Raw genomic sequence first — 14,786 nt, 5'->3', positions numbered from 1 at the left:
GGGCGATCGAGCCGGGCCCCGCCCCTGCTCGATCGCCCCCGTCATCGCGGACCCACCACGCGGTGACGATCGCCAGCATCACGACCAGGACGCCGCCCAGGAGCACCCACGGTCGCCGGCCGGACTCGGAGGCCTCGCTCATTGAGGGTCGAGGAGGGCCGCCATGACCCCGCTTGCGAAGCGCTCGGCGTCGGCGAGGACCCGGGCGACGAGGGCGTCGACGGCCTCGCGCTCGCTCGCGGCCTCGCCCGCGTCGTCGAGCCCGGCCCGACCGTGAGCGAGGGCGTAGACCTTGATCTTGGGCTCGGTCCCGCTCGGACGAAACACGAGGCGACAGCCGCGCCCCTCGCCGCTGAGCTCGTAGACCAACACGTTGCCGTTCAGATCGCGGGTCCGCCAGCCCGTGCCCCGCGGCGTGAGGAGATCGTCGGCCGCGACCACCTCGAGGCCGCCGAAGCTCGTCGGAGGCGCGCTCCGAAGGCGGTCCATGACCGCCGCGATCGCCCGCCGCCCCGAAGATCCCTGCGCGTACAAATTGCCGGTCTGCTCGCGGTGATAGCCGTGGTCGCGCCAGATGTCATCGAGGCGCGCGAACAGATCCTTGCCCTCGCGCTTGGCCACCGCCGCGCACTCGCACAGCAGCAGCGCCGCGATCGCCCCGTCCTTGTCGCGGATCTCGTTGCCGCGCAGGTAGCCGTGGCTCTCCTCGCAGGCGAACACCATGCTCCGATCTTCACCGCGTCGCTCGGCGTCGGCCTGGGCTCCCGCGTGGTGCTTGAAGCCGACGAGCAGATCATCCACGACCTCGACCGAGCGCGCGCGCGCGAGCTTGGCGATCAGGGGCGAGCTGACCACAGTCGTGAGCACCCAGCCCTGGCGCAGCTCCTCCGAGCCGAGCGCCGTCAGCCCGCGCAGGACATGGTCGAGCATCAAGACCCCGAGCCGGTTGCCGTCGATGAAGCGGTACTCGCCGCTCGCGTCGCGGACCATCGCCCCGAGGCGATCGGCGTCGGGATCGGTCGCGAGCAGCAGGTCGACCGCCTCGGAGCGCGCGAGCTCGAGCCCGACCGCGAACGCCGCCACCGACTCCGGGTTCGCGCTCTTGACCGTCTCGAACCGGCCCTCGTCGGGGAGCTGGGCCTCGACGACGATCGGCTCGAGCCCGCGCTCGCGCAGCACGGGGATCACCGAGCTGTCTCCGACGCCATGCAGGGGCGTGAACGCGACGCGCAGCCCCGAGTCGGCCAGCGATCCGGGCGACACCCCCTGGGCCAACACATACTCGTGGTAGGGCGCGTCTGCGCGCTCGGGCTCGGCGTTGGGGTCGATGCGCTCGACGGCGGCCGGGACCTCGCCCGCGGTCGCGGCCTCGAGGTTGATCGGGGGCAGCGAGCCGGGATCCTTTCCGGCGGCCACGATGCCCTCCATCAGCCGTCGATCGAGCTCGCCGAGCACCTGCGCGCCGTCCGGGCCGTAGATCTTGATGCCGTTGTCGGTCGGCGGGTTGTGACTGGCCGAGATCACGATCCCCGCCCCGCAGCCGAGGCGGCGGACGAGAAAGGACAGCTGCGGGGTCGGGCGCGGGCCGTCGATCAGCGTGACCGCGATCTGCTCGGCCGTGAGCGCCGCGGCGACAACTAACGCAAATGTGCGACTCGTGGTCCGGGTGTCGTACACGACCGCGACCTTCGGCGTCTCGTCGGACTCGCGCATCGCCGCGGCCAGGCCGCGGGCGGTCTCACGCATCACCGCCGCGTTGACGCGGTTGGGCCCAGGTCCGCACGGGCCACGCCGGCCGCCCGTTCCGATCGGGAGCGGCCCGACGAAGGCGTCCTCGAGCTCGGCCAGGGCGATCTTTTGATCTTCGGTGTCGGAAACTTCTTCGCCGCCCGCGCCCGCGACGCCGAGGGCCCGCGCGACCGTGTGCTCGAGCTCGGCCCGCGTGTCGATGTAGGTCGGATCGCCGAGCCACGCCGCGATCGCCTCGCGGGTGGGCTCCGGCAGCGGGAGGCGGTCGAGCGCGTCGATCAGGGACGAGGCGGGAGCGTCGGTAGGCACGGTGAAATCTTACCTGTGACCAGTACGTTCGCGCAGCGCAAACGAGTCGCCGAAGCAATTCTCCGTCTGACACGTCAACGTGTTCGGCCGGCGTGAGCTCACGAAATGTGGAACACTTAGGACGGTCCATTGTCGGACCGCGCGCCGCCGGCACCGGCCGCACCAGGAAGAGGGCAACTGTGAACGAAACCAAGCGCGAGCGAACTGTCTGGCAACGACTTCGACCCTTCGTGCGTCGAGACCTCAAAGGCCGGCTGATCTCTGCGTCGATCGCGGCGCTGGTGATCGCCGGCCTCTCCTGGTTTGGGATCTCGGCGTTCACGCACCTCGACTCCGCGGGCGCCCAGAGCGTGCGCGTCGAGCTCGGCCTCGAGCGGGCCCACGAGGTCTGCTCGCCCAGCGGGGGCGCCTCGAACATGTCGGCCTGCGCCTACGACGATCGCGCACAGGCCCGGGTCGAAAAGGACTGGGACCGCGATGTCCGCATCCGCTCGGCGATCCTCACCGAGCTCGACCTTCGGATCGACGCCGCCCTGGCCAACCTCGACGAGGCCAAGCGAGTGCTCGATCGCCAGGAGTTCGACTTCGGCAACGGGCTCCCGGCCGGGGGCGATGTCCGCCTCGCCGAGCTCCTGCGCCTGCCCGAGCTCGCGCCCTTGCGCTGGAACACCCTCTACGCCGACGGCTACTCCCTGCGCGATCTCCAGGAGGCCGCGACCTACGATCCGCTCCGCGACACCACGCCCGAGCAGACCCGCGCCCTCCTGGTCAGCGCGATCGAGGTGGCCCAGGCCCAGCTGCTCGAGCACCGGGCCACCGTCGACCGCCAGCGCTCGCGCGAGCCCGAGCCCGAGCCCGCGTCGGCGACCCTCGACCGCCACGCGACCCTGGTCGAGCTCCGGCTCCACCCCGATCGCCACGCGCTGACGACCACGACCAGCGCCTGGCTCAACGGCGGGGTCGCCCGCGACCTCAACCGCTCGGCCTTCAAGCTGGCCAACGGCTACGCGACCGAGTTCACCGAAGCCCTCAACCCCGAGGCCGAGCTGTGGTCCAGCGGCTGGGAGTCCCCGAACTGGGCTCAGCTGAACAAGCCCACGATCCGCTACCGCTCGCCGATCTCCAACTCGACCCGCTACCGCCTCGCCGGGACCCTGTTCTTCGCGATCGCGTGCTTCATGTTTGTCGTCGTCGGCCCGATCGTCACGGCAACGGCGACCGCCCGCGAGCGCGAGGCCGGGACGCTCCCGGTCCTGCGCATGACCGGCATGAGCGCCGGCGACCTGGCCATGGCCATGGTCATCGGCCCCAACGTGTTCGCCGCGGCGCTCGGCGGCTCGCTGCTGCTCGGCGGCGTCGTCTTGCTCACCATGACCGTGGGCTTCAGCGCGATCATGCTCCCGCTCGGGCTCCTGATCGTGCTCACCGCGGCCACCCACCTCACGGCGATCGGCCTCGGTGACGCTCTCGGTCAGCGCGTCAACGCGATGGTCGTCGGCGGCCTGCTCGGCGTCGGGCTCCTGATCCCCGGCCTCCTCGGTGCCGGCCTCGCCGCGTTCGACGTCGCCGCGACCGGGCTCCTGCTCGGGCCGCTGCCGCCCCTGATGGCCAACATCGCCGACGTCAGCGGGATCAACCAGGTCGGCCTCTACCTCGGCAGCGAGCTCACGCTGACGATGTTGGCCTACTCGATCGCCGCCCAGGCGCTCCTCGGTCTGGTCTGCCTCGGCTCGTGGCGTCGCCGCGTCGAGCAGGGTTGGGCCCCGCTGTTCCGCCCCTTCGACGGCGTGGTCTTGGCCCTGGCCAGCATCGGCTGCTCGGCCTTGACGCTGCTCGACATCAGCAACCACCACCAGGCCCAGGACTTCGACGCGCTCAACCTGCTCACCTTTTTGTCGAGCGCCTTCTTGCTCCCGGTCCTCGCCTGGCTGCTCGTCGCCAGCCTCCGCCGCCCTGCCCGGGCCCGGGCTGTCGCCGATCACATCGAGGCACGCCGCGCGTTCCTCCGCTTCCAGGGCTTCATCGCCGTCACCGGCTTGATGGTCGGCCTGACCTACCACCTGATCATGGGTGAGGCCGGCCTCGCAACCGAGGAGTCCGAGGTCATGTGGGCCACGCTCACCCAGCTCTTGCTGGCCGCCGAGACCGGGGTCGCCACCTTGCTGTGGGCCTCGCGGCGGCGCGAGGGCAAGCTCCGCGTCGCCTTCCTCGGCGGCGCCGCCGTGGTCATGCAGCTCGCGTCGGTCGTCGGGACCTACGGGCTCGAGGTCGAGCACGTCGCCCTCAACAACGCCGCTGCCTCGCCGCTGCTGCTCAACGTCGAGGTCTCGCCCTACTGGCTGGGCTTCATGATCCTGTGCTGGGCCGCCGGGCTCGCCTTGATCTTCACCGCGCTGCTCCGGCGCCGCGATCACAACCTGGCCGCCGCTGCCAACGGTAGCGACGACTACGGCGACGACGAAGACGAGGACGACTTCGGCATGCCGGGCCGCCGCCTGCTTCATTAGTTTCCGCCCCCCGCAGGCACCCTGCCCATCAGAGGGACCGAGCGACCGAGCGACCGGCCAGCCAGCGGCCGTGCGAGGCGACCATCGAGTCAGGTGCCGACCAAGGCACGCTCCGCGCCCCCGTGGTCACAATACACGCGCCCCATGGCGAGCGAGCTGCGAGCGAGCTCATTCGGGGTTGCGCTCGGGTGACCCGTGTAGGCATACCGGAGGCTCGTGACCCGGGTAGCCAATGACAGACGGAGCCCGCGTCCCGGGCTCCGCCAGCGGATGCTCAGCTGGACGCAGTGGTTCGTGACCGACGAGGTCCGCGCCCTCGGCCCGACCGCCACGACCCGGGCGATGGCGCTGGTCCTCGCCTGCCCGGTGCTCATTGTGGTGACCGTCGCGCCCGCGCTCGCGCAGCTCATCGACGGCCAGCCGACGCCCATCGACCCCGCGCTGGGCCTGAGCGTGTGCACGATGTTCGTGCTCGGGCCCCTCATCCTTCGCTGGACCAAGTCGCCCACCCTCGCTGGCGCGTGGACCCTGTTCGCAGCTCTGGTTGCGACCTCCTTCGTCGTCTACATGCAGCAGGGCCTGACCTCGATCCTGATGGTGTGGTTTCTGGCGATCCCGGCGACCGCGAGCTTCTTCCTCGGCGCTCGCTGGAGCGTGGTGTTCTCGATCCTCTCGGCCCTGTGCATCTCGGGCTTCTGGGCGCTCGAGTCGCTGCCGTGGCCGGGCTACGATCCGAGCCTCGCCCACCCGGAGGGCGACCCCTTTCGCTGGATCAACCTGCTCGCTGCGCTGGTCACGATCAGCACCCTCGGCATGTTCTGGGAGCGCGCGGCCGAGCGATCACAGCGCGAGCGCGACGAGCTCGAGGCTCAGGCTCGCCACAGCCAGAAGCTTCAGACGGTGGGCAAGCTCGCCGGCGGCATCGCCCACGACTTCAACAACATCCTCGCGGCGATCCTTGGCCACGCGAGCATGCTCGAGGCCGAGCTCCCCGACAGCCCGGCCAAGCGGCGGGTCCGGGCGATCGTCGACAGCTCTCAGCGCGCCGCGATGCTCGTCGAGCAGATGCTCGCCTACGCCGGGCGGGCCCGGACCCACACCGGGATCATCGACCTGCCGCAGCTCGTGGGCGAGATCGTCGAGCTGCTCGGCCCGGCCCTCGGCAAGAACACCGAGCTGATCCTCGACCTCGACCGCCCGACCCCGCAGCTCGCCGGCGACCCCGTCCAGATCCAGCAGGTCGCCATGAACCTGATCATGAACGCGTCCGAGTCGCTCGAGGGTCAGCGCGGACGTGTGTGGGTTCGGGTCGCCGCGATCGACCACTCGGGCGTCGAGCTCGACCGGCCCGCGAGCCCCGAAGACTTCGTGATGCTCGAGGTCCGCGACGAGGGCTGCGGCATCCCGCCTGAGCAGATCGCGACCATCTTCGATCCCTTCTACACGACCAAGCCCAACGGTCACGGGCTCGGGCTCGCGGCGGTCCACGGCATCGTCGACAGCCACGGCGGCGACATCGAGGTCGAGAGCACCGTCGGTCGAGGAACCCGGGTCCGGGTGTCGTTGCGCTGCCCCGACCCCGAGACCCTCGCCAGCGCCGAACAAGACGACGCCCCGCGCCCGCGCGTCCGAGTGCCAACGACCACCAACTTGGCGCAGCTGCCCGGCCCCAAGCGCAGCGTGACGCCACGGACAAGGCGCGGCCCGGGCCATGTCCTGATCGTCGACGACGAGCAGATGGTCCGGGAGCTCGCGGGCGAGGTCCTCGAGGGCGCCGGCCACCGCGTGCTCCTCGCCTCCGACGGCGACGACGGGCTCGCGGTGTTCGAGGCCCACGAGCCCAACATCGACCTCGTGATCCTCGATCGCACGATGCCCGGCCTCGACGGGCTCGAGCTGCTCGCCGAGATGCGTCGACGCCGGCCCGACATCCCCGCGATCATCTCGAGCGGCTACGCCGAGGACGATGGCTCCCGGCGACTCCAGGCCCTGGGCATCGACGCGGTCTTGCAAAAGCCCTGGGCGCCACGCGATCTGGTCCAGCTCGTCAGTGAGCTCGCTGTGAGCGCACAAGCGGCTCAAAGTGAGCCACCGCCCCCACCGACACCACGGGCGTCCGCCAACTCGCAGTCGTGACAGCACGTCGTGACGACCGGGCCTCCGTGATAGCTTCGCCTTGGTGGCGCCAGCTTACGCGCAGATGACGGACCTCGAGCTGTTCGACGCGTGGACCGACGGGGACCGGGCGGCGGCCGAGGAGCTGTTCGAGCGCCACTTCGACGCCATCGATCGCTTCTTCCGCAACAAGGTCGTCAATGGAAACGACGACCTGGTCCAGCAGACCCTGACCGCGTGCCTCGAGAGCCGCGACCGCTTTCGACGCGACGCGAGCTTCCGGACCTATCTGTTCGCGATCGCCAACAACATCCTCCGGTCGTATTTTCGCGCGCGCAGGCGGGAGTCCGAACGGCTCGAGTTCACCGAGATCAGCGCCTGCGACCTCGCCCCCGGACCGAGCACGCTGTTTCGGGCCCGACGGGAGCAGCAGCTCTTGCTCGAGTCGCTGCGCCAGATCCCCCTCGACTACCAGGTCGTGCTCGAGCTCTACTACTGGGAAGAGCTGCCGGGATCGGCGATCGCCGAGATCGTGCAGCTGCCCGAGAACACGGTCCGCAGCCGGATCCGCAAGGGCAAGCAGCTGCTGGAGAAGAAGATGAAGGCCCTCGCGCGCAACCCCGAGGAGCTCGAGAGCACGCTCGAGGACCTCGAGCAGTGGGTCCGATCGATCCACGCCAGCGGTGAGTCGCAGGACGACTCGGCACGCCGGGTGGGTGAATGAGCCCAACTACGCGGTGGGGGGCTTCCTGACCTTCTTGATCTTGAAGCTGCCGGCGCTGCTCTGGCTCGAGCCGTTGTGTGAGACCGTATAGGTGAAGCCGTGGTTGTGCTCTTCGCCAACTGGGGGGACCGCGAAGGTCCCCGTGCCGCCGGTCGTCCATTGCACATCGTCGAGCGACCAACCGCTCGGCGGTACGATCGAGACCGAGACGTCGCCGCCCGAGAATTGATCGGTGATCAGGTTGCCCTGAATCGCACCGTCCGCGAGCACGACAGCACCCGTCGTGGGCTCTAACACGGTGTTCAGGGTGGGTGAAGGATCGTCCGTGAAGTTATAGGTCATCGTTGGCCGCTCCGGTTTCGATGTCGTGGTTTGGTGTCCGCGTCAATGGGTCATTAGTTTCCGAGCCAGGGCGAGGTCCGAACCGGCCTCTGGGATGTCTTCGAGGAGTTGCACGGCCTCAGCGGCCAGCTCGACCTGGCGATCGTGATGACCAATCTCCCACAGTGTCCGCGCGAGCTCGATTCGTGCTTTGGCTGCGAGCTCGGGATCGCCGCAGTCGGCGGGAGTCAACGCCACAGCCTGCTCGAGCGAAGCCAACGCAAGCAGCGGCTGGTCCAACGTCAGGCGAACCCGCCCCCGCTCGAGCAGCGGCTCGACCGTGACCAGGGTCGCCGGGTTGAGCAGCGCGAGGGCCCGATCGAGCTCGGCGAGCGCCTCATCGTAGCGACTCGATCGGGCCAATGCGGTACCGAGTCGACCGTGGCGATAGCCCAAATCGCTCTCCGCGCCGGGAGCGACCCGCTGCACGTGCTCGACCGCGCGTTCGAGCAGCTCGACCGCCGCCGTGAACGACCCATGGCTCATCTGCAATTCAGCAGCCGCGTCGAGGGCCCACGCGTGGTCCTCGTGGGACTCGTCGAGGATGTCGAGGGCCTGCTCGATCAACGCCTCGGCCTCGCCCACTCGCCCGCGCTCGAGGGCAATGTGCGCCAGCGCCAGGCGACCGTGTGCGATCGTGACGTAGCGCGGGCCATAGTGGCGTTCGTAGCCCGCGAGCGCGTCCTGAAGGTGCCGCGCGGCGTCATCGTAGTCGCCATGCTCGAGCTCGGTGACAGCGAGATCGAAGGTCACATCCACGACCTCCGGGCCGTCGATTCCGAGCGCGCTGGAGCTCAGCGCCCGCGATAAGTCGCGACGAGCTTGTTCGTAGCGGCCGAGCGAAGCGGCCGCCGACGCGCGCGAACGCAGCGCCCAGACGAGCTGGTGCTCGCTAGCAGGGAACCCGGCGTCGGCGAGACGCACGGCTTCGTCGAACTCGGCCAGCGCGACCTCGGCTTTGCCCCCGGCCTCGAACGCGAGACCCCGCGCGGCGTGGAGCCTGAAGCGATCGGCCGGTCGGTCATCGAGCAGCGTCACGCCAGCCTCAGCCATCACGAACTCGGCGCTCGTGCCCGGGTCCGTGTCTTCACCCGAGATCGCGACCAGGGTGGCGAGCTGCAACCACACCGCGGTACTGAGCTCCGGGTCATTGTTGCGTACCGCGACTCCGGCGGCCTCTACGAGCGCATCTCGAGCCGCACCGTAGGCCTGCGCGTCAGTGAGGTTCCTTCCCTCGAGGTAGGCGACCTCGCCGAGCAAGGGCTCGTAGTCGAGCTGACTGGCCCGTCGGCGAAGGGTGGCGGCGAGGCCTTGGCTCCGCTCGAGCTGCCCCGACACGCGCGCCGCGTGGGCCCTAGCGATGTCTTCGCGGGCCGCGGCGATCGCCGTCGCCGTGCGCTCGTCCTTGGGCACGGGCGTGTTGCGCTCGAGCCGATCCACGCGCGCGCACATGCCCACGGCCCCGAGCCCACCGAGGAGCTCCGACGCGTGGCGCACGACCTCTCGGTCGGCGTCGCGGAGCACACCGACGACCGCCCGCAGCTCGCCCTCGCGCTGCTCGAGGCAGGCCATGCGCAGCTCGAGCTGCGCGTCGGTCTGGACCTGCTCGACCCAGCGTTGCTCACACGCGCCGCGGCGCGCCTCGACGAGCTCGTCGGCGTAGGTGTCGAGGGCTCGCTCGGTCTGGTCGAGGATCAGACCGACCTCGAGGCCGGTCGCCTCGAACGAGGCCCGCAGCTGGCTACGATCGTCCTCGCCCCAGCTGTCCGCGACGCTGCTGCGGTCGAGCTGGCAGACCTCGACAGGCTCTTCGCTGCTCCCGATTGCGAGCGCGACCCCGATCGTTGCGACCAACCCGGCCGCGACCGCGCCCCGCTTCCAGGCCCGGGCTCGATCGCGCTCGAGCTCGGCGAGCAGGGCGTCCATCGAGGGCCAGCGATCCTCGGGCCTGGTCGCGAGCCCGCGGCCGACCACCTGGCGCAGCCACCCCGGCACGCCCGAATTCGACGGCGGCGGCGCCAGCTCCCCCTCCATCACCTGGACCGCGTACTCGTTGCGGCTCGTCGCCTTGTACGGGCGCTCGTCAAACAGCGCCTCGTAGAGCACCAGACAGAAGCTGAACTGATCGCTGCGCTCCGTCGCTCGCTTGCCGAGGTGCTGCTCCGGGGCCATGTAGGCCGGGGTCCCGAGGACCGCGCCCGTGACCGTGAGCAGCTGGTCGAACGCGCTGCTCGTGGTCCCGCTGATGTCGCCGCGCAAGGTCTCGAGGCTCACACCGAGGCTGACTTTTGTTGGCTCCGACCTGGTCTCGACCCGCTGTTCACCCGTCTCGAGCAGCTCGGGCACGCGGGAGACACCGGGCTCGTCGGCGGCGCGCGCGAGGCCAAAGTCGAGCACCCGCGGCCGGCCGTCGGCACCGACGAGCAGGTTCGCGGGCTTGAAGTCGCGGTGGACGAGCCCGGCGGCGTGGGCCGCCGCGAGCCCGCGACCCGCCTGGATCATCACGTCCAGGATCTCGCGCCAGCTGCGATCCTTGGCTTCGAGCCAGCACCGCAGCGTCTGGCCGTCGACGAACTCCATCGCAACGTAGTCGTGCTCGCCCCACTGGCCGATCTGGTGGATCTGCACGACGTTGGGATGGGACAGGCGCGCCAGCGCCTGGGCCTCGCGCTGCATCCGAGCCCGGCCGCGCTCGTCCTCGACCAGCTCGCGGCGCAGGAGCTTGAGGGCGACCTTGCGATCGAGCTGCTCGTCGTAGGCCGCGTAGACGACGCCCATGCCGCCCTCGCCGAGCTTGCGCAAGACCGTGAAGCGATCGATGCGCATGGGCTGGACCGAGAGTACGTCGGTGCCGGGCTCGGTCGCGCCCTCGCGCTGCTCTTTGGTCTCGAGCCCCCTGGTAGGCTGCCGCAGACCCCGCAAGAAGCGCGCCTTGATCACCTGCTTGCGGAGGTGATCGCTCGCGTCGTCTCCGAACAGCCGAAGCTTGGCTGCCTCAGACTGCTTCTCGGGGCCCGCCCCGCTATGCATCGTCCCGTCCACGTCGCTACGTTAGTGTCTGCTGCAGGGTGGATCCGTCACGAAAGATAGCGCAGTTGGCGGGCCGTTCGGAACATTGTTCAGGAGGGCCAAGAACTTGCTCGTGACTCGTCGGCGGCTCGCCGCGCCACGCGCACTTCCCCTTTGTGCTAGCAGCCCGTGGTGCACGCGACGATCGAGCAGCCCGAGATCGTGGAGGAGCATCGCAGCGCGATCAACCGTCGCTACGTGGTCCGCCTCCACGACGGTGCGGCGGTCGAGAGCGTGCTCTACCGCGGCGACTCGCTGTGTGTGTCGTCGCAAGTCGGCTGCGCGGTCGGCTGTCCCTTTTGTGCCTCGGGCGCCAACGGGCTCTCGCGCAACCTCGAGCTGGGCGAGCTGACCGGACAGGTCGCGGCGATCGACGCGGCCCTGAGCAGCGGAGCGACAGCGGGTGTCCGCCGCGTGACCGTGTCGGGGGTCGGCGAGCCCCTCCACAACCCGACGGTCCCGGACTTCATCAGCTGGTGCCGGGAGCGGGGCACCCCGGCCAGCATCACGACCTCGGGTGGGCCGCTGCGGCGGCTCCGGGCCTGGCTGAGCCCGGGAGCCCCACCCCACAACGGCATCAGCTTCTCGATCCACGCCGGACGCGAGCCGACCCGCGCACGCACGGTCCCCCGCGGTCCCGCCCTCGAGCCCCTGTTCGAGCTCCTCGGCGAGCGCGTGCCTGCGCTCTCGGGTTCACGCCGACGCAAGCTCGCCCTCGCCTACCTCCTGCTCGCCGATCTCAACGACGACGACGCCGAGATCGACGCGTTCTTGGATCGCGCCGCGCCCCTGGGTCTCAAGATCCACCTCTACCGCTACAACCCGGTCCCGACCTCGGACCAGCGCCAGATCGGCGACGCGCGCTACGAGGCGGTGTTCGAGCGGATGCGCGCGCGCGGCCTCGACGTGCGCCGCAGCTCGCAGGCGCGGATCGAGGACAACGGGGGCTGCGGCACCCTCGTGGCCCTGCGCGGCAACCGGCAGCCCAGGCCCTGAGCTCCGGGCCGCTCGAGCGCCGCAGCGGCCCACGCACGGATCGTCGGTCGGCCCGCGACGCGTTACCTTCGGACGCCCGTGCGAGGACGCCCACGAACCGTGCCCGCCGGCTCCTTCAAAGCTGGCGACCGCGAGCGCCGAGCGCGACAGACCGGCCGATTGGTCCGATGGTTGGTGTGGCTGCTCGGGTGGTTCGTGGCACCGAGCGCCGCGTTGGCCGGCGAGGCTCGGGCCCCCGATCACGACCGCCGCGAGCTCCGACTCCAGGCCACGCGCATCGACGGGGCGGCGATCCGCGTCGACGGCAAGCTCGACGAGGCCCAGTGGCGAGAGATCCCCGTGCTGCCCGAGCTCGTCCAGAGCTCGCCAGCGTTCGGCGCCGCCGCGACCCACACCACGAGGATCCGCGCCGCCTATGGGTCCGACGGCCTCTACTTCGCGTTCGAGTGCGACGAGCCCCACGGCAAGGTGATCGCGCCCTTCTTCCAGCGCGATCAGATCGTGCCCTCGGACTACGTCCAGGTCGAGATCGACTCCAACGGCGACGACACCAACGGCTACGTGTTCGGGGTCTCGCCCTCGGGCGCGATCTTCGACGGCCAGCTGTTCCGCGACACCTCGCAGGAGCTGCTGTGGGACGGCGTGTGGCGGTCCGCCGCGCTCGTGACCGAGACCGGCTGGACGGCAGAGATCTTCGTGCCGTGGGCGACGCTGCGCTTCGAGCACGCCCGCTCGCACACGATCGGGCTCAACTTCACCCGGGTCATCAACGATCGCCAGGAGTCGAACCGACTCAGCTTCGCGCCCCAGGGCGTGCCCGCGCGGGTGTCCGAGGCGATCGACTGGTACGGGATCGAGGACATCGACGCCGGGCTCAACCTCGAGCTTCAGCCCTACGCCTCGGGCCGCTTCATGCTCCAGCGCCCGCCCGACAGCCTCGACCAGTCGTGGCGCGCCCTGCCCAACGCCGGCTTCGACCTCAAGTACGGCATCACCGGAGATCTGACCCTCGACCTCGCGGTCAACCCCGACTTCGGCCAGGCCGAGGTCGACGCCGCGGTCTTGAACCTCAGCCCCTTCGAGGTGTTCTTCCCCGAAAAGCGCCGCTTCTTCCTCGAGTCCAAGGAGATCTTCGAGACCCGCTTCCCGCTGTTCTACTCGCGCCGCGTCGGCGCGGCGCCGAGCCCCCAACGCGCGCGCACGACCGAGCGCACGGTCTACGGTGAACAGGAGCAGGGCGAGCTCGTCGGGCTCGATCCGCTCAGCCGGGTGCTCGGCTCGCTGCGGATGACCGGCCAGATCGCCCCGGGCTGGGTGCTCGGAGTGCTCACGGCCGCGACCGGGCCGACCTGGGGCCGCCAGCGCTTCTCCGACGGCCTCGAGCAGCGCGTGCCCGTCGATCCCTTCTCGGGCTGGTCAGTCGTCCGCCTGCGCCGCCACTTCGACCCCCAGACCTGGGTCGGCGGGATCGTGACCAACGCGGCGCGCCTCGGCGACGACCCCGAGGCCACGACCGGCGGCTTCGACTACAACATCAACTTCCGCAAGCGCTGGGTCCACGGCGCGCAGGTCATCGCGACCCACGACGGCGAGAAGTCGGGCATGGGCGGCAGCACCAGCTTGGCCCGCTCCGGTCGCCGAACCAACTGGAGCCTGTCGGGCGAGTTCCTGACCCCCCACGCCAACTTCAGCGACCTCGGCTTCATGACCCGCAACAACTACGCCAAGGGCTCGACCGGCGTCGGGGTGTTCAACGCCCAGCCGATCGGCAAGGTCCGCTCGCTGACGGCGAGCGTCGACCTCAGCCTCGCGTCGAGCTTCGCCGGTCAGATCACCGAAAAATACATGATGACGAACTGGACGCTCGAGACCCTCGGGCTGTGGCAGCTTCAGACCTTCTTTGGCGGTCACCTGCCGCAGCTCGACCTGTTCGAGACCCGCGGCAACATCCCCTACGAGGTCCCGCTCCACTGGTGGACCGGCGCACGGGTCTCGACCCCGCGCAACAAGCGAGTGACCGCCAGCGTCGCGGCGAACTACGGCGAGCAAGCCGGCAAGCCCGGCCCCGACCTGTTCCTCGACCTCGGCTTTCGCCCCGTCGATCGGCTCCAGATTAGCTTCGCCGGCCAGTGGAGCGGCAGCTTCGGGCGCCCGCGCTGGGTCGCCGAGCGCGAGGCCGACGAGGTCCCGATCTTCGCCCGCGCCGACATCCTCACGACCAACGTCGACCTCCGCTTGACCCTGGCGATCACGCCCACGCTCTCGGTCACCAGCTACAACCAGCTGCTGTACACGACCGCGCACCACGACGAGTTCCTCGAGCTCCGGGCCCCCGACCTGCTCGTCCCGATCGCCGCGGATCCATGGTTTGGGACCGTCGACCGGGGCCTGACCAGCCTGACCTCCAACTCGATCCTGCGCTGGGAGTACCTCCCGGGCAGCTTCTTGTTCGTGGCCTACACCCACCGCACCGCCCTGCCCGAGGGCGAGGGCGAGGGCGAGGGCGTGAGCGAGTACCGCTCGGTCCGCGCGTTCACCAACCTCGTCGCCTCGGGCGCCCGCCACGAAGACGTCATGTTCATCAAGCTCGCCTACCTGTTTGGCCTGTAGAGGATTGGCCCCGTGATTGAGCTTCAAGGGCTAGCAGCCCGGGCTGCTAGCAGCCCGGGGTGCAATGCATCGTGTCGCCTCGCGCCGGAATGTTCGCCGAGGGCGCGAAGCCAAAACGCCGTTGTACCGGGCGTACTGCAAGTTTTGGCGACAAAGCCATCGGCGAAAAGGCCAAGCGAGGCGGCGCGAGGCATTGCACCCCGGGCTGCTAGGCCTGAGTCGAGCGCGCAGCGCTTGATTCAGGCCTACCCGGCCGGCGGGGGCATGCACAGGCCGCCGCCTTCGATCTGCGCGTTGGTCCGGAAGGTGTTGAGGCCCTCCCACGA

Annotated in this window: 8 protein-coding genes; 5 read left to right on the top strand and 3 right to left on the bottom strand. The window is 70.0% G+C overall.

The genetic code is table 11. The features are described from left to right. Positions 1-138: 138 nt before the first annotated feature. Positions 139-2,058, bottom strand: a complete 1,920-nt coding sequence (locus tag ENSA5_RS08355) for a phospho-sugar mutase (RefSeq protein ID WP_106391105.1) — start codon at positions 2,056-2,058, stop codon at positions 139-141. Between the two features lie 179 nt (positions 2,059-2,237). On the opposite strand from ENSA5_RS08355, the gene ENSA5_RS08350 reads away from it, so the two are divergent. The 3 genes from ENSA5_RS08350 (at position 2,238) to ENSA5_RS08340 (ending at position 7,404) form a co-directional block, all read left to right on the top strand. After that, positions 2,238-4,565 (top strand): DUF2339 domain-containing protein, encoded by a 2,328-nt coding sequence (locus ENSA5_RS08350; RefSeq protein ID WP_146155469.1) that lies wholly within the window; start codon positions 2,238-2,240, stop codon positions 4,563-4,565. A gap of 270 nt (positions 4,566-4,835) precedes the next feature. Continuing rightward, a complete protein-coding gene (locus ENSA5_RS08345) occupies positions 4,836-6,701 on the top strand; it encodes a hybrid sensor histidine kinase/response regulator (protein WP_106391103.1) in 1,866 nt (621 codons plus the stop codon). A 43-nt stretch (positions 6,702-6,744) separates the two neighbouring features. Then, positions 6,745-7,404: an RNA polymerase sigma factor gene (locus ENSA5_RS08340; protein WP_106391102.1), complete on the top strand. Its 660-nt coding sequence runs from the start codon at positions 6,745-6,747 to the stop codon at positions 7,402-7,404. Between the two features lie 6 nt (positions 7,405-7,410). Here ENSA5_RS08340 and ENSA5_RS08335 read toward each other — a convergent pair whose 3' ends face one another. After that, a complete protein-coding gene (locus ENSA5_RS08335) occupies positions 7,411-7,746 on the bottom strand; it encodes a hypothetical protein (protein ID WP_146155468.1) in 336 nt (111 codons plus the stop codon). Positions 7,747-7,788: 42 nt separating this feature from the next. Continuing rightward, positions 7,789-10,827 (bottom strand): serine/threonine-protein kinase, encoded by a 3,039-nt coding sequence (locus tag ENSA5_RS08330; protein ID WP_106391100.1) that lies wholly within the window; start codon positions 10,825-10,827, stop codon positions 7,789-7,791. 159 nt (positions 10,828-10,986) lie between these two features. On the opposite strand from ENSA5_RS08330, the gene ENSA5_RS08325 reads away from it, so the two are divergent. Beyond that, a complete protein-coding gene (locus tag ENSA5_RS08325; protein WP_106391099.1) occupies positions 10,987-11,850 on the top strand; it encodes a hypothetical protein in 864 nt (287 codons plus the stop codon). A gap of 99 nt (positions 11,851-11,949) precedes the next feature. Next, on the top strand, positions 11,950-14,460 hold the full coding sequence (locus ENSA5_RS08320; protein ID WP_181197517.1) for a DUF5916 domain-containing protein: 2,511 nt from the start codon (positions 11,950-11,952) through the stop codon (positions 14,458-14,460). Positions 14,461-14,786: the final 326 nt, after the last annotated feature.

Source organism: Enhygromyxa salina, assembly GCF_002994615.1.
GTDB lineage: Bacteria > Myxococcota_A > Polyangia > Nannocystales > Nannocystaceae > Plesiocystis > Plesiocystis salina_A.
The sequence above is the reverse complement of the archived record's forward strand: the minus strand, read 5'-3'. Positions and strand labels throughout refer to the sequence as shown.